The 15,571-nt window shown below is 75.4% G+C and carries 8 protein-coding genes; 1 reads left to right on the top strand and 7 read right to left on the bottom strand.

Annotated elements, in window-relative coordinates:
• Positions 1-26: 26 nt before the first annotated feature.
• The 7 genes from L7N97_RS13360 to L7N97_RS30270 all read right to left on the bottom strand — a co-directional run bounded on the left by L7N97_RS13360 (position 27) and on the right by L7N97_RS30270 (position 12,785).
• Positions 27-1,199 (bottom strand): alginate O-acetyltransferase AlgX-related protein, encoded by a 1,173-nt coding sequence (locus L7N97_RS13360; protein WP_237478821.1) that lies wholly within the window; start codon positions 1,197-1,199, stop codon positions 27-29.
• Positions 1,200-1,202: 3 nt separating this feature from the next.
• On the bottom strand, positions 1,203-2,636 hold the full coding sequence (locus L7N97_RS13355) for an MBOAT family O-acyltransferase (RefSeq protein WP_237478820.1): 1,434 nt from the start codon (positions 2,634-2,636) through the stop codon (positions 1,203-1,205).
• Positions 2,637-2,677: 41 nt separating this feature from the next.
• Positions 2,678-6,589 carry a cellulose synthase subunit BcsC-related outer membrane protein gene (locus L7N97_RS13350; RefSeq protein ID WP_237478818.1) on the bottom strand — a complete coding sequence of 1,304 codons (3,912 nt, stop codon included), beginning with the start codon at positions 6,587-6,589 and terminating at the stop codon, positions 2,678-2,680.
• Positions 6,590-6,880: 291 nt separating this feature from the next.
• Positions 6,881-9,220, bottom strand: a complete 2,340-nt coding sequence (gene bcsB / locus L7N97_RS13345) for a cellulose biosynthesis cyclic di-GMP-binding regulatory protein BcsB (protein WP_237478817.1) — start codon at positions 9,218-9,220, stop codon at positions 6,881-6,883.
• The gene (gene bcsA, locus L7N97_RS13340) at positions 9,217-11,448 is read right to left on the bottom strand and encodes a UDP-forming cellulose synthase catalytic subunit (RefSeq protein WP_237478815.1); all 2,232 of its coding nucleotides are present in this window, start codon (positions 11,446-11,448) and stop codon (positions 9,217-9,219) included. The genes bcsB and bcsA overlap by 4 nt, the downstream gene beginning before the upstream one ends.
• 472 nt (positions 11,449-11,920) lie before the next feature.
• The gene (locus L7N97_RS13335; RefSeq protein WP_237478813.1) at positions 11,921-12,157 is read right to left on the bottom strand and encodes a hypothetical protein; all 237 of its coding nucleotides are present in this window, start codon (positions 12,155-12,157) and stop codon (positions 11,921-11,923) included.
• A gap of 49 nt (positions 12,158-12,206) precedes the next feature.
• Positions 12,207-12,785 (bottom strand): PilZ domain-containing protein, encoded by a 579-nt coding sequence (locus L7N97_RS30270; RefSeq protein ID WP_237478811.1) that lies wholly within the window; start codon positions 12,783-12,785, stop codon positions 12,207-12,209.
• Positions 12,786-13,946: 1,161 nt separating this feature from the next.
• Between L7N97_RS30270 and L7N97_RS13325 the strand changes: the two genes are divergently transcribed.
• The gene (locus L7N97_RS13325; protein WP_237478810.1) at positions 13,947-15,569 is read left to right on the top strand and encodes an ABC-F family ATP-binding cassette domain-containing protein; all 1,623 of its coding nucleotides are present in this window, start codon (positions 13,947-13,949) and stop codon (positions 15,567-15,569) included.
• Positions 15,570-15,571: the final 2 nt, after the last annotated feature.

Raw genomic sequence — 15,571 nt, 5'->3', positions numbered from 1 at the left:
GCCTTGTGATTATTATTGGATCTATATTATCTTTGTCTGAACAGCTCGGCGTAGAGCGCGCGGTCCGAACTGTCGAGCGGCAGGCCGACGGCGCGCTCGGGGATCTCCCACACGACGAGCCGCGGCGGCGCGTCGGGGGCGGCGCCCGCGAAGTAGCGGCCTGCCGCGCCCGCGAAGGCGCCCCCGGCCAGCGCCACGTTGTCGACCGGACGGCCGAGCGCCTCCTCGAGGCGCCCCTGGAAGTCGCTGTGGAGCGAGAAGGAGCTGCCGAGAAGCACGACGTCGCCGTTCGGCGCCCCGTCGAGCAGGTCGCCCGCGGGCGGCGGGGCCTCGACCGCGACCGTGCGCTCGACCCGCTCGCGGTCCGGGCGGGGGCGGAGCGCGGGTGTCGTGTCGGGCACCTGGTCGAGCCCCATCAGGCGCAGGAGGTCGCCCGGCCGGTCGGTCTCGGCCTCGGCCCGCTCCGTGCGGTAGCGGGCCGCGGGCCCGGGCGGCATCGTCACGGCGGCGGCGATGAGGCGCACCGCGAGCGCGGCGCCGCGCCCGTTCCAGTGGGTGTCGGTGCGGAAGAACAGGGGCCCGTCCCGCCGCGCCGCCGCCATGGGGGCCGCGAGGTCGACGGCGTGGACGCGGCGCGCCAGCAGCAGGTGGGTGAAGGCGCCGTAGCGCGCGTCCGCCTGCGCCGAGCGCGGCGCGCCGCAGAGCGATCCCGCCTCGACCCGCGCCTTGTCGGGCACGAGCGCCACCACGAGCTCGGTGTTGCGGGCCGCGAGCGCCGCGGCGGCGCGGGCGAGGATGTCGGCCCGCTCCCGCATGGCCTCGTCGGCGTGGGGCCAGGGCCTGAGCTCCTCGGTGAGGAAGAGCCAGTCGCCGCAGCCGACCGCCACCTGCGGGCCGCCCGAGCCGAAGACGCGCCAGCGCACCACCCCGCCGGCCGCGCGCAGCAGCCCGTCGGCCGGCAGGGCGCGGGACTCCACGGCGTCGACGGCCGCCGCGGCCCGGCCGTCGAGCAGCGCGGGGCCGTCGAGGAGGGCGGACAGGCGCCGCGCGGCCGCCGGCGTCGACAGGGCGGCCGTGCCCTGCCAGGCGCCGACGGCCAGCGCCGCCAGCATGAGGAGCCCGAGCGTCCGCTCGGCCGACGCGAGGGCGTCGCGGCGGCGGGCCGCCGGGGGTGCGCTGTGCTGGAGAACGATGCTCATGGCTCAGAACTGGAAGTAGAGGAACGGCACCGCGTCGCGGCTGTAGAGCAGCACCACGGCGAGGGCGAAGCCGGCCGGGGGCGCGGCGGTCCACAGGGCCAGCCCGGCCGGCCCGCGATCCCCGGCCGCGACGGCGGGCGCGGGGCGGCGGAGGCGGTCCCGCAGCAGCGGGGCGTAGACCAGGGCCGCGGCGATCGGCACGAACAGCAGGCGGTCGGGCGTGGCCTGCCAGGCGAGCGCGTCGGACAGCGGCAGCCCGTTCAGCCCCACCATGCCGCGGTACATCGCGAGCGCGCCGCCCACGTCGGGCGCGCGGAAGATCACCCAGCCGAGCACCACGGCGAGGAGCGTGAGGGCGTTGGCGAGCGGATAGGGCATCGCGGCCCGGCCGCGCCCCCGCGCCCACCAGCGGTGGGCGCCGAGCAGCGCCCCGTGCCACAGGCCCCAGACCACGAAGGTCCAGCTCGCGCCGTGCCACAGCCCGCCGATCGCCATCACCTCCATCAGGTTGACGTAGGTGCGCAGGCTGCCGCGGCGGTTCCCCCCGAGCGGGATGTAGAGGTAGTCGCGCAGGAACCGCGACAGGGTGATGTGCCAGCGCTGCCAGAAGTCCTGGATCGAGGCGGCGAGGTAGGGGTGGTCGAAGTTGCGGGGGAAGTGGAAGCCGATCATGCGGGACAGGCCGATCGCCATCAGCGAATAGCCGGCGAAGTCGAAGTAGAGCTGCAGCGTGTAGCCCGCCGCGCCGAGCCACGCATCCGCCAGCGTCGGGCGCGGGAGCGCGAAGGCGGCGTCCGCGAGCGGGCTCAGCGTGTCGGCCACGGCGACCTTCATGGCGAAGCCCACCATGAAGGTGCGGCTGCCGATGCCGAACGCGCGCAGCGAGTGCTGCCGCCGGTGCATGTCGCCCTTGATCTCGGCGTAGCGCACGATCGGCCCGGCGATGAGCTGGCTGAAGATCGCCTTGTAGGCCGCGTAGTCCAGGAACGACCGGCACACCGGCACGTCGCCCCGGCCGACGTCGACCAGGTAGGAGATCGACTGCAGGACGTAGAAGGACAGGCCGATCGGCAGCACGACCTCGGTCCAGCCCGCGGGCGGGCGGCCGAGCGCGCCGAGCACCTCGTTGAAGGTCGCGACGCCGAAGTTGGCGTATTTGAACCAGGCGAGCACGCCGAGGTCGCCCGCGATGCCGAGCGCCATGAGGCGGCGGGCCCGCGGGGTCCGGGGCCCGGCCGCGCCCATCAGGCAGCCGATCGCGTAGGTGAAACCCGTGACGCCGACCAGGAGGCCGAGGAAGTCGACCCGCCACCAGGCGTAGAACGCCCAGGAGAAGATCAATATCGTCCAGTTCCGCCGCCCCGCCGGCGTCGCGAAGTAGCAGGCCAGGAACAGCGGCAGGAACAGGAACAGGAACGGGAAGGAGGCGAAGACCATTCCGGGCGACTCTCGGTGTTGTGCGAAGGAGATTCGGCTCTTCAGCGGGCCTCGTCGAAGCTGTAGCGGGCGGACACCAGGGCGCTGCCCTCGGTGTAGTCGCCGGCCCGCTGGAAGGCGGCGCGCGCGCTCAATCGCAGCGCGTCGCCGAGCCGGTAGGCGACCTCTCCGGCGATCCCGCCCGCGGGGCCGAACTCATGGCTTCCGGCCGTCCTCGCGGCGACCGACGGGTCGCCGGCCGCCACGCGGTCGAGCCGCGCCTGCAGCAGCGGGTCGTCGGGGAAGACGGGCGCGCCCTTCTGCCCGAAGCTCTGCAGGCCGAGCGACGCCTCGACCTTGTAGCTCAGCCGGTCCGTCGGCCGGTCGCGCCACGTCACGGGGATCTGCGCCGCCACGTAGTGCTGCGGGCTGAAATATCCGCCGTGGCCGTAGGTGAACAGGTTGTCGTTCCGGCCATAGTCGTAGAAGGGCAGGCTCACCCCGACCTGGAGCTCGCGCGCCTCGCCGGCGATCACGCCGTAGGAGCCGCCGAGCTGGGCCTGCACGAAGGGATTGTCCTCGACGTGGTGGCCGGTGACGACGCCCCCGCCGGCGCCGCCGTAGAAGAACCAGCGGCCGGGCGCCCATTCGAGCTGCGCCACGCCGCGGTTCGCCACCACCCCGCCCCAGGTGAGGCCCGTGCCGGGATCGCGCGCGCCCGCGTAGGACAGGACGCTGTTGACGATCGCCCGCCGGTCGCCCGTGAAGCGCAGCCGCAGGTCGCGGCCGATTTGCGGCGCCAGCTCCAGCCCGCCGACGACGTTGGACTCGCGAAAGCCGAGCGGCGTCGCGCCGACGTCCGCGGTCAGGAAGCGGTAGCTGTAGGACAGGCCGAGCGCCGTGCCGGCGGCGCGCTGGGCACCGGCGGCGGCGGGCCCGGCCGCGCCGGCGAGCGGGGCCGTGCCGAAGCGCGACAGCGCGCCGGAGGCGCCGCCGCCGGCCGTGCCGCCGTCCGCCACCGTCGGGGTGACGGCGGCGCGCAGCAGGCCCACGCCGCCCGGCGCGACCGAGGCCTCGACCGGCGCCGAGGCGACGCCGAGCCGGCTCAGCCCGCCCTCGCCGGAGCGGCCGAGCAGGGCGAGGCCGGTCTGCACGGCGGGCGCCACCCTGTCGCGCAGGCTGGCGATGTCGCGGTCGATCGAGCGGTCGAGGGCGCCGGAGGGCAGCCCGTCGACGCCGGCCTCGCCGAGCACGCCGGGCGTCGCCGGCGGAGCCCCGGCGCCCCCCTCCCGGAACGGGTTGGGTCCCGGCGCGGCCGCGGAGGCGAGGGGGGCCGGCCCGGCGGCCCGCGCGCCGTCCGTCGCGGCCGCGCTCCCCGCCCGCAGCGCGCGGGCTTCCCGCAGGTCGGCGAGGGCGCGGGTGCCCTCGTCCCGCGCCTCCGCGGCGTCGGCCGAGGCCAGATAGGCGCGGGGATCGCGCGGCGCGCGGCGCACCCCCTCGGCCGCCACCGCGGCGGCGCCGTCGAGGTCGCCGGCGTCGATCAGCGCCGCGACGTCGGCGCGGCGGACGTCGAGGTCGGCCGGGTCGCGGTCGAGCAGCGCCGCCGTGATCGCCGCCGCGCGGGCGACGTCGCCCCGCCGCCCGTAGAGCCGCGCCAGCGCGAGGTTCGGCGCGGGCGCGTCCGGGCGGAGGGCGAGGCGCGGCGCGAGGCGGTCGTAGGCGTCGGCGTCCCGCCCGTCGGCCAGGAGCGCGTCGGCCTCGGCGGCCGCGACGCCGTCGCGCAGGCGGCCCAGCGCGTCCCGCTCGCCCGGCGGCAGGCGCGCGGCGTCGAGGCTCCCCACCAGGGCCGCGGCGTCGCCGCCGTAGCCGGCCGCCAGCAGCGCGCCCGCGTAGGCGAGGCGCCGGCCGGCCTCCCCTGCGCCCGGCGCGGCCGCCAGCGCGGTGGCGACGGCGTCGCGCGCGCCGGGTTTGTCGTCCCTGTCCATCAGCGCCGCGGCGACCGCGACGACGCGCTCCCCGGTCGGGTCGGGCCGGGCCGCGAGGGCCAGGAGGGCGGCGCGGGCCTCGGCCCGCCCGAGGCCCCGCGTCGCGCGGGCGATCTCGCCCCGGGCGGCGAAGCGCGCCTCGACGGCGAGGATCGCCGGCGTGCGCCGCGCCGCCGGCAGCCGCGCCGCCAGCGCCGCGGCGCGCGCGAGGTCGCCCGCGTCGCTGGCGAAGTAGAAGGCGGCCTCGACGCCGTCCGGGTCGGAACCGTCGCCGATCCCCGCCATGACGCGCCCGGCGTCCTCGGCCCGGCCCTGGGCCGCGAGGGCGCGGGCCATCTCGAGCCGCAGCCAGGGGTTCGCCGGGTCGGCCGCGACGGCGGAGCGGTAGAGCCCGGCCTTGGCGACCGGGTCGGCGACGCCGCGCGCCTCCTCGCGCAGGCGCTCGGCGCGGGCGCGCCCGACGGCGCGGCGTCCGGCGGCGTCGCCGACGCGGGCGTAGAGCGCCTCCGCCTCCGCGTCGCGCCCCGCCCGCAGCAGCACGCCGGCGAGCCCGATGAGGAGCGCCGAGGCGTTCGGTTGGCCCGCGAGGGCGCGGCGGAAGCTCGCCTCCGCGGCCTTGAGCTCGCCGGCGCGGGCCTGAATGTCGCCGAGCTGGCCCTGGGCGGCGGCGCTCGGGCGCGGGCCGGACAGGGACTTCAGCAGGGCCTCGGCCTCGGCATAGCGCCCGCCCCGCGTCAGCCGCGCCACTGCGGCGTAGCGCGCCCGCACGGCGCGGGCGGCGGCGGGGTCCCCGCCCCCCTTGCCCGTGCCCGCCTCGGTGCCGCGCAGCGCCGCCGCGATGCCCTCCGCCTCGCTCGGGCCGAGCGCGAGGGCGCGCTTGAGCAGCGCTCGCCCTTCCGCGACGCGCCCCTGGCGCAGCCGCACGAGGCCGAGGCCGGCCGCGGCGTCCGCATCCTTGTCGTTCATCGCCAGCGCTTTCCCGAAGTCGCGCTCCGCTTCCGCGAGGCGCCGGCCCTTCAGCGCGTCGAAGGCGGCGTTGCGGGCGTGCCCGGCCTCGTCGAGCGGCGTCACGACGGGGTGGCGCGCCGCTTCGAGCTTGGCCGCCACCTCGGCGTCCTCGGGATGGAGCGCCGCGTAGGGCGCGATGAGCGGCGCGCTCGCGGGCTCGTCCGGCAGCCAGAACAGGGCTTGGCGCAGCGCGCCGCCGGCCTCGGCCGCCACCGCGGGGTCGCGGGACAGGGCGGCGAGGCGGGCGATGCCGTCCGTCCGGCTGAGCTCGCGGTAGGTCAGCAGGCGCGCGTAGGCGAGTTGCGCGGCGAGGTCGCGCGGCTCGGCCGCGACGGCGCGGCGCAGCCCGTCCCGCGCCTCGTCGAAGCCGCCCGAGGTTCCGCCGAGCGTCTCGTAATATTCGATCGCCAAGCCAGGCGGCGGCTCGCCGCCGCCGAAGGCCGCGCGGTAGCGCGCGACCGCGTCGGCGAGCTTGCCGGCCCCCGCGGCGCCTCGCGCCTCGGCCAGCGCGGCCGCCTCCGGCGGCTTGGCGCGCAGCGCCGCCTCGGCGGAGGCGACGCGGGGATCGCCGGGATGGGCCGCGCGCAGGCGGGCGAGCGCCGCCTCGGCCTCGGGCCGCGCGCCCGCCTCGGCGGCGACCCGGACGGTCATCAGGAGGGCGTCGGCGTCGTCGGGGGCGATCTGCAGGGCGCGGCGCAGGCTGTCGAGCGCGCGGGCGCCCTCGTGCCGGCCGCGCCAGAACGAGGCCTGTCCGAGCAGCATCGCCAGCAGATCGGCCGGGGCGGCGCCGGGGAGCGGGGCCCCGGCCGCGTCCGGTGCCGCCGTGGCCTCCGCCGGAGAGGCTCCGGCGGGCGTGAGGATCGCCGGCCGCGACGCGCCCTCGACCGCGGCGGAGGCCGCCTGCGGTCCGGCGACGAGCTGCGGCACGGCCGCGGAGGCCACCAGCACAGCCCGCCAGCCGGAAGGCCGCAGCGGGATCATCGAGCCGGGTCGCCGCGAAGGCGGGTGAGCGTTGGGCGTCATGGCGGGATCGACTCGCTCCACGGGCGGAGCCTCGCTGTCGACGAAGCAGCTCAGGCCGGCAACCGTGATACTCTGTCCATCATGGATATAGGCAAAAGATGGAGAAGTAATTACGGCGCATTCGATCCGTCAAAACACTGAATACTTGAACCGAGATACAGTATAGACGCATCCCTGTTCCACCGCGCCGCGGCGCGGAGGGGACGGCGGCGGCCCCGGGCGGCCCGCGAGGCCGTCCGGGATGCGGCCTCAGCCCGCCCGGGTGCCGGCCCGCCGGCGCAGCAGGCGGAAGGCGGCGACGGACAGCAGCAGGGCGGCGAGGAGCACGAGGCCCAGCACGCCGAGGGGCGAGCCGCCCAGCGCCCAGGCGGGGTAGAGCCAGAACGGCAGGTTCCCCACGCGGTAGGTCGGGCCGACGCGGTAGCTCGTCGTGACCCCGCCGGAGCGGAGCGACAGGTCGCCCTGGACCGCGGCGGCCTGCTGCGCGTCCCCCAGGCTGGCCACGATGTCGGTGAGGCCCTCGGGGCGCTCGGCCACCAGGGCGACGAGGCTGCGCCCCGCGGCGAGGGGGCTCTGCGCCCCGACCAGCGCCGCCAGCGAGCCCGACGCCGCGGCCCTGATCTGCGCCTCGGCGTCCCGGCGGTCGTCCCCGCTCCGGTCGCCGAACAGGCGCCCGAGACCCGGCAGCGACCGGTTCAGGTGCACCGACAGGGTGCCGCGGTCGAGGCCGAGCGCGCTCCCGTCGAGGAGCTTCGCCGCCTCGCCGAGGCGGTCGAGCCCGCCGATCAGCAGCAGGTCGCGGTCGGAGACGCGCCCGAGCTCGTCGGGGAAGGCGACGGAGACGCGCGCCGCCGGCGTGCCGGTGAGCGAGCCGACCCGCCCCATGAGGTCGAGAAAGCTCTCGACCTCGGCCGGCGCCGGCCGGCGCGGCAGCACCACCGCGGTCTCGCCGAGGTCGGCCATGCGGCTGAACGGGAAGGCGCTGTTGACGAAGAACTGCAGGTTCGGGAGCGTCGCCACGTGGTAGGCGCGGCTGAGGTCGATCGTGCTGTCGGGGCTCACCGCCATGCGCAGGTCGTTCGGCACGGCGACGCATTCCCCGCGGTCGAGCGGGCGGGCGTCGAAGGCGAAGCTGAGGTCGTTCCGGCCGAACACCGCGTAGGGCGGCAGGTCGAGCCTGTGGTGCGCGGCGTCGGCCGCGGCCGAACCGGGCCACAGGGTGCGGGCCAGGCCGGCGTCCCCGGCGAGGGGCGCGGAGCCGAGGTAGCGGTCGTTGAGGGCCACGTCGAGGCGCGAGGCGGCGACGTCCACCACGGGCCCGCCGGGGGCGCGGTACACCACGTCGACCGGGAAGGCGCGGTCCCGCCAGGTGGCGAGGTCGGGCGCCGTGCGGAACGGCACGTGCACCGTGCCCGGCACGTAGCCGACGCCTTCGAGGTCCGCGGCGTTCACCAGCTCGCCGAACTTCACCGGCCGGTCCGTGGCGATCCAGGCCGGCGCGTCGTAGGGTGCGCGCCCCGCGATGGAGGGCGGCGCGACGGCGGCGCTGCTGCCGCCGAGCGCGCGGCTGCCGAGCGCCAGGGCCTGCGCGGCGCCCACGAGCTCGGCCTCCGTGCGGCCCGCGACGACGAGCAGCGAGCCCGAAGGGTCGTCGGGATTGGCCACGACCTCGACCGTCGGCCCCGCGATCGGCGGCATCGCCAACCCGGGCGGCATCGCCTCCGGGGTCGCGAGCACCACGGCGTTGCCGGTGCGCGGGCCGTCGCCGGCCACGGGGAAGCTGGCCCCGCGGAAGTCGGCGAGCTGGCCGAACCAGGACGACACGATGCCGGCGGCCGCGAGCGCGCCCGCGCCGGGCGCGGCCGGGAGCACGAAGGGCAGCACGAGCGGCCGCTTCTCGTGCGCGTCGAAGAAGGGCGAGGGAAGCTCCGCGAGGTCGTGCCGGGGCGGCAGGCGCACCAGCGTCAGGGTCAGCGTGCTCGTGTCGGCGATCGTCGACCACAGCAGCCCGCTGAGCATGTCGTTGCACTTCGGCGTGTAGCGCCCGGAGAAGCGGAAGTTCAGCCGGTTGTCGGGCCCGAAGAACAGGGGGCTCGCGTCCATCACGACGTGGTCGAACCGCGGCTGGTCCTTGGTCACGGGGATCGTGCCGACGTATTGCTCGTTCAGCGTGACGGTGACGTTGCTGAGCTCCGGGATGAGCGCGGGCGACATGGCGCCGGACAGGTCGAGGCTGGCGGCGGTGACCACCTCGTCGGCGCGGACGCCGAACTGCACGCCGCCCAGTTCGCTGGTGCCGCGCAGCGCCAGCGGGCCCAGCGCCCCGAGCTGCCGGAGGGTGAAGCTTTCCCGGCGGGTTTCGGCGCGCGCCAGCGGGCCGGGCGCCGCCGGGGCGGCCTCGGGCGGCACGGCCGGCGGCAGCGCGGCGGCGGGCAGGCCCGCGACGGCCCGCGCCGCCGGTGGGCGGGCCGCGGCGCGCGCCGGCGGGGCTTCGGGGGACCGCGGCCCGTCCTCGGCCGCGGCGAGGGCGGGCTGCACGGCGGCGGCGAGGGCCAGCAGGAGCGCGGGGAGCGTGCGGTCGGTGCTCATGGCCGGAGTTCCAGGTTCATCTCGTCCTCGCCCGACACGGCCGCCGCGAGGGTCGGCCCGGGATCGTTTCGGCGCGCCGCGGCGGAGCGGCGCGAGGCCCGGCGGCCGCGGAGCGCGGCGGCGGAGCGCGCGTGGTGGTCCCCGATGCTGACCAGCACCTGCCACAGGCTCGCCAGGGGGCGGTCGGCGGCATGGGGCGCCCAGTCCACCCAGGCGTCGGCGCGGCCGAACACGAGCCGCACGATGGCGGCCTCGTCGGCGATGGTTTCGGGCCGCCAGCCCACCCTCATCCGGTCCCCGTCCCAGCCCAGCAGCCGCGCCGGCAGCGCGACGGCGCCGCTCCCGAGGTCGACGCCGATCCGCAGGGGCGCAGCCCCGTCGAGCGTGCCGTCCGCGAGGGCCGGCCGCTCCACCGTCAGGGCGGCCCCGCCCCGGCTGACGTCGCGCGTCGTCGCGGCGAGGCTCCGCCCGTCCGCGAGGTGGACGGTGGCCGGCAGGGCGGCCTTGACGCGCGGGCTGCTGCTCTCGTGCCGCCGCTCCCCGCCGACCGCCAGCGCGGCCAGGACCACGAGGAGCGAGAAGGCCGCCCACACGCTGTTCAGCACCAGCGCCTGGCCGGTCAGGAGGTCGCCCGGGCCGGCGAGGAGGGCCGCGAGGCCGCGGACCACCCCGGCCCCCAGCAGGCCGGCCAGTATCGCGTTCGGGTAGGCGGCGCCATGGTCGAAGAAGTCCTCCTCCAGCCGCGAGCCCTTGCGGGTGACGTTGAACCGCGCCCGCTTGGGCATCAGCAGCGTGTGCACGGTCAGGCGCACCAGGAAGAGCGCCAGCACGGTCTCGTAGATCTCACTCCAGAACGAATGGCGCCAGTTCTTCGCCAGCCGCGAGTTGACGCCGACCGCGAGCGCGATGTGCGGCAGCGCGTAGGCGGCGATGGCCAGCGGCGAGGCCGCGATGAGGTTCAGGCCGCACAGGAGGTAGGCGAGCGGCGCGACGAGGAAGACCGTCCGCGGGATGGCGAACAGGAAGTGCGCCACGACCTGCACGTAGCAGACGCGCTGCCCCAGCGTGAGGCCGCGGCCGAGGGCCGGGTTGTCGGCGCGCAGGATCTGGATCATGCCGCGGGCCCAGCGCGAGCGCTGCGCGATGTGGTCGCGCAGCCGCTCCGTCGCGAGGCCGGCCGCCAGCGGCAGGCCGAGGTAGGCGCTGTCCCACCCCCGGCGGTGCAGGCGCAGCATGGTGTGGGCGTCCTCGGTGACGGACTCGGTCGAGAAGCCGCCGATCTCGTCGAGGGCCGCGCGCCGCAGCACCGCGCAGGAGCCGCAGAAGAAGGCTGCGTTCCAGAAGTCGTTGCCGTCCTGCACCAGGCCGTAGAAGAGGCGGCTTTCCGACGGCACGCGGCGGCCGCGGGCGAGGTTCCGCTCGAACGGGTCGGGCGAATAGAAGTGGTGCGGCGTCTGCACCAGGGCGAGGCGCGGCTCCCGCACCATCCACCCCATCGTCAACTGCAGGAAGGCGCGCGTCGGGATGTGGTCGCTGTCGAAGACCGCGACGTGCTCGCCGCCGGTCCGGCCCAGCGCGTGGTTCAGGTTGCCCGCCTTGGCGTGGGCGTTGTCGGGCCGGGCGATGTAGCCCACCCCCGCCTCGGCCGCGAAGCGCGCGAAGGCGTCCCGCCGCCCGTCGTCGAGCAGGTGGACCCGGAGGCGGTCGCGCGGCCAGTCCATGGCGAGGCAGCCGAGCACCGTCGTGCGGACCACGGACAGGGGCTCGTCGTAGGTGGGGACGAACACGTCCACCGACGGCCAGAGCGCGACGTCGTCCGGCAGCGGCACGGGCTTGCGCCCGAGCGGCCACAGGGTCTGGACATAGCCGAACACCAGCACGACGACGGCGTAGAGCTCGGCGGCGACGAGCAGGCCGCCGAGGGCCATCTCGACGGGGCTGCCGGTCCCGAGCGTGTCCAGCGCGCGCCAGGTCACGTAGCGGAGCGAGGTCAGCACGGACAGCATCGCCAGGAACACCGACATGCCGCGGCGTTCGACGCGCCTCGCCGCGAGGAACACGGCGAAGCTGAGCGCCGCCACGGCGGCCTGCTGCGGCGGCCGGAGCGGGACCGTGACGGCCGCCATCAGGGCCACGAGGCCCACCGCGCCCGCGGCGATCTCGATCCCGTGGCTGGAGGGCCGGCGCCGTGGCCGCGGCGGGCTCGCCCGCACCGCCGTCGTGTTCATGGATTCCGTCTCCCTGGGCATGGCCCGCGTTCGGCCGCGCGGGCACGGCGCCGACATCCGGGCCGGTCCGAGAGCGACGGCGGCCCTCGCCGTTCGGCCACCCTCTCCGGATCGGCGGCGACGACATCGACCCGCAGTCACCGCCACACGGTTATCGTCGAACTATTTTGCCGAACTCTTAAATACATCGGCGATTCAAGAAGATTATACTTGCACTCAATTCAATATAGGAGGCAACCATCGACAGCATAAAGGCGCATCGGCCGAGATGAACTCGGAGATCGGCACGCATGCGGGCTCGGAAGCGCGCCGAGGGGCCGCCGAGCCTTCGCGCGCCATCGGTCCGCGTCTCCGCGACGTGGCGATCAGCTCCCGGCCGGTCGCATCGCGAGACGGTTTCGCCGCGCACCGGCCGGGCAGGACCGATGCTCCCCGAAAAGCTCGGACGGGGAGAGCCGTTCGTCGGCAAGGGTCAGAGGCGCGGCGACGCAGGCTGCGCGAGGACCCGAACATCGTCGCCGGCGAGGCGGCGGAGCGGCCCGCGCGGGCCGGCTCGCTCCGGTCGGCGGACGTCGGCGCGGGGCCGCTCCCGCCGCCGGTCGGGAAGCGCCGCCCCCCGCTGCGCGTCCGGCGGAAAGGTCCGGTAGGGGAAGCCCGCCATGCCGAATGCGGCGAACACGGCCTCGATGTCGTGGAGATCCCGCGCCATGGTGGTCTGTCTCGTCAGGGGGGACGGGCCGCCCCGCGCCGCGGTCCGGTCACGGGGCATAGGCGGGCCCGAAGGTTTCGAGCGGCAGCAGCCTCAGGAACTGGACGGCGACGCCGCCCTCGATGTGGCGCACCACGCGCGCCTGGGTGGTCCCCAGCCGGACGAGCTCCCCGACCTCGAACGCGGCCCCGACCAGGACGGCCGCGCCCGAGCGCGACAGGTTCGTGATCCGGCCCTCGGCCGCCTCGCCTCCGGCCCTCGTCAGCGTGGTGTCCGGGCACTCCGAAGCGATGCGACGGAAGCCGCGCAGGTCCTCGACCGTCCCGCGGGGCAACCGGGCCAGCATCTCGAACTGGCGCACCAAGCGCAGCCATTTGGCCGGCGGCGCGGCGATGCGGACGCCGAACCGGCCGTCATCCACGTCCGTCACGGCGCCCTCGATGCGCCCGACGAGGTCCAGGTAGAGCACGACGCGCGCCCCCGCGGTCGGCCGCAGCCCCTCGGCGACGACCTGGCCCAGCCGTCCCCGGATCGAGGCGAGCAGGCATCTCGCCTCCTCCAGCCCGTCGCTGAGGAACCGTCCGGGCAGGCGCACGTGCAGGTCCTCGCCAGCATCCACCGCCGCCACAACGGAGTCCGGCCGCGGCTTGCCCAGTGCTGAACACCGATGATCGATCGACCAATCCATCCGGCAGGCTCGATATTGTATTTGGTATTTCAATCAAAATCTATCGACGTCCGGACATGAACTTGATCACAGTCCGGTCTTCATCGACCGACATCGAGAAAACCTCACATATCGAACTGTCGACGGCAAGAGCCCCGCATGAGAAACTGTTTCGCAGCCGCCCGTGTCAGATGCGGGCCGGGGAAGTCGCCGCATCGACGACGCTCACCTCCATGCGTCGCGTGAGATGGCGCGCCGGCTGACGGTGAAACTCGGAGCGCTGGCGTCGCCGGGGCCGGCAAGGTGGCACCGCGGCGCTCGAAGTGCTTCGCCAGGCGCCGGTGACGCCCGGGGGGAACCCTTCGCGGTGCTCGCGGCCCCGCGAGCGTCGGATGGAGCTGTTCGCGGATCGTGTCCGCGGGCCGTCCGCCTGGAGTTGCGGACGATGTCGTCGATCGTCGGGCGCGGAGAGAAGCCGTCCCGCGGCGGGCAGCGCAACGCGCGCGCTCCGTAGCAGCTACGGCACCGCACGCAGGCCGGTCTCGCATGGCCGACGATCCGGAAGCGCATCCGGGATCGGGGGGGCCGGGCACGGCCCACTCCGCCGTCGCCGGATCGCCGGTGCCTCGGTGCTTGCGGGTTTTCCGCGCCTCGTCGGCGCCGCCCGTCACGGTCTCGGGCGTCGTGTCGCCGCTGCGTCACGCCGGAGCGGCGAGGCGCCCGGGCCGTCGGACTGTCGGGAGGCGGTCGCCACGGGGACGGATGCGGCGGGCGCGGGAAGCGCCGGCGCGGCCGGCCTCACTCCGCCGCGGCCGCGAGCCAGCCGAGCAGCGCGACGGTGATGAGGACCGACAGGCCCAGGCCCAGAACTGCCGCCATCCCGCATCCTCCCCCTCCGCCCGGGGAACCGCGGCCCCGCCGCCCCGTGGGGGCGGGGCGGCGGGGTCCTGCACCGGGGCGGCGGGCGGTGCCGCCCCGGCCCGACCCTTCTCACCCGCCGCGACGGGGAAGCTTTGGCGGAGCTGTTTCGCGCGCGTGTCGGCGCGGGGCCGTTCCGGGGCGCCTTTCGCCGCACTGCCGCATGGATTAAGTCCGGGTGAAATCCTCACCGCCCGGGACCCCATGATCCGCCTCGACAAGATCGGCAAGCAGAACGGCAACCAGATCGTCTTCATCGAGGCCTCGGCCGCGCTGCAGCGCGGCGAGAAGGTCGGCCTCGTGGGGCCGAACGGCGCCGGCAAGACGACCCTGTTCCGCCTGATCACCGGCCAGGAGCAGCCCGACGAGGGAACGGTCTCGACCGACCGCGGCGTCACCATCGGCTACTTCAGCCAGGACGTCGGCGAGATGAGCGGCCGCAGCGCGGTCGCCGAGGTGATGGACGGCTCGGGGCCCGTCAGCGCGGTCGCGGCCGAGCTCGCGGAGCTCGAGGCCGCTATGGCGGACCCGGACCGCACCGACGAGATGGACGCGATCGTCGCCCGCTACGGCGACGTGCAGGCGCGCTTCGACGAGCTCGGCGGCTACGCGCTGGAAGGCCAGGCCCGCGAGGTGCTGGGGGGCCTCTCCTTCACCCCCGAGATGATGGACGGGGACGTGGGCGCCCTGTCGGGCGGCTGGAAGATGCGCGTGGCGCTGGCCCGCATCCTGCTGATGCGCCCCGACGCAATGCTGCTCGACGAGCCTTCGAACCACCTCGACCTCGAAAGCCTGATCTGGCTGGAGGACTTCCTCAAGGCCTACGAGGGCGCCCTGGTGCTGACCTCGCACGACCGCGAGTTCATGAACCGCATCGTGGGGCGCGTGGTCGAGATCGACGGCGGCGGCCTCACCTCCTATTCGGGCGACCTCGCCTTCTACGAGGGCCAGCGCGCGCTGAACGAGAAGCAGCAGCAGGCGCAGTTCGAGCGCCAGCAGGCCATGCTGGCCAAGGAGATCAAGTTCATCGAGCGCTTCAAGGCGCGCGCGTCCCACGCCGCGCAGGTGCAGAGCCGCGTGAAGAAGCTCGACAAGATCGAGCTCGTCGAGCCGCCGAAGCGCCGCCAGTCGGTGCAGTTCGACTTCCCGCCCGCGCCGCGCTCGGGCGACGACGTCGTGGCGCTGAAGAATGTGAACAAGCGCTACGGCTCGCGCACGATCTACGAGGGGCTCGACTTCTCGGTGTCGCGCCGCGAGCGCTGGTGCGTGATGGGCGTCAACGGCGCCGGCAAGTCGACGCTGCTCAAGCTCGTCACCGGCACGACCGAGCCCGACGAGGGCGAGGTGAAGCTCGGGGGCAGCGTCAAGCTCGGCTACTTCGCCCAGCACGCCATGGACCTGATCGACGACGAGGACACGGTGTTCGGCGCGCTGGAGCGCGCCTTCCCGCAGGCCGGCCAGGGCTCGCTGCGCGCGCTCGCCGGCTGCTTCGGCTTCTCGGGCGACGACGTCGAGAAGCGCTGCCGCGTGCTGTCGGGCGGCGAGAAGGCGCGGCTCGTGATGGCGCGCATGCTCTACGACCCGCCGAACTTCCTGGTGCTCGACGAGCCCACCAACCACCTCGACATGGGCACCAAGGAGATGCTGATCGCGGCGCTGGCGCAATACGAGGGCACGATGCTCTTCGTGAGCCACGACCGGCACTTCCTCGCAGCCCTGTCGAACCGCGTGCTGGAGCTGACGCCGGACGGCGTGCACAAGTATGGCGGCGGCTACACCGAATACGTCGCCCGCACCGGGCAGGAGGCGCCGGGGCTGCGGAGCTGACC

Origin of the sequence: Lichenibacterium dinghuense (assembly GCF_021730615.1) — a bacterium.
In the GTDB taxonomy this organism is placed as follows: Bacteria; Pseudomonadota; Alphaproteobacteria; order Rhizobiales; family Beijerinckiaceae; genus Lichenihabitans; species Lichenihabitans dinghuensis.
The sequence above is the reverse complement of the archived record's forward strand: the minus strand, read 5'-3'. Positions and strand labels throughout refer to the sequence as shown.

What these genes read in the sequence shown, in the direction of transcription:
- L7N97_RS13360 (WP_237478821.1), bottom strand. Translation starts at nt 1,199, where the DNA reads ATGAGCATCGTTCTCCAGCACAGCGCACCCCCGGCGGCCCGCCGCCGC.
- L7N97_RS13355 (WP_237478820.1), bottom strand. Translation starts at nt 2,636, where the DNA reads ATGGTCTTCGCCTCCTTCCCGTTCCTGTTCCTGTTCCTGCCGCTGTTC.
- L7N97_RS13350 (WP_237478818.1), bottom strand. Translation starts at nt 6,589, where the DNA reads ATGATCCCGCTGCGGCCTTCCGGCTGGCGGGCTGTGCTGGTGGCCTCC.
- bcsB (WP_237478817.1), bottom strand. Translation starts at nt 9,220, where the DNA reads ATGAGCACCGACCGCACGCTCCCCGCGCTCCTGCTGGCCCTCGCCGCC.
- bcsA (WP_237478815.1), bottom strand. Translation starts at nt 11,448, where the DNA reads ATGAACACGACGGCGGTGCGGGCGAGCCCGCCGCGGCCACGGCGCCGG.
- L7N97_RS13335 (WP_237478813.1), bottom strand. Translation starts at nt 12,157, where the DNA reads ATGGCGCGGGATCTCCACGACATCGAGGCCGTGTTCGCCGCATTCGGC.
- L7N97_RS13325 (WP_237478810.1), top strand. Translation starts at nt 13,947, where the DNA reads ATGATCCGCCTCGACAAGATCGGCAAGCAGAACGGCAACCAGATCGTC.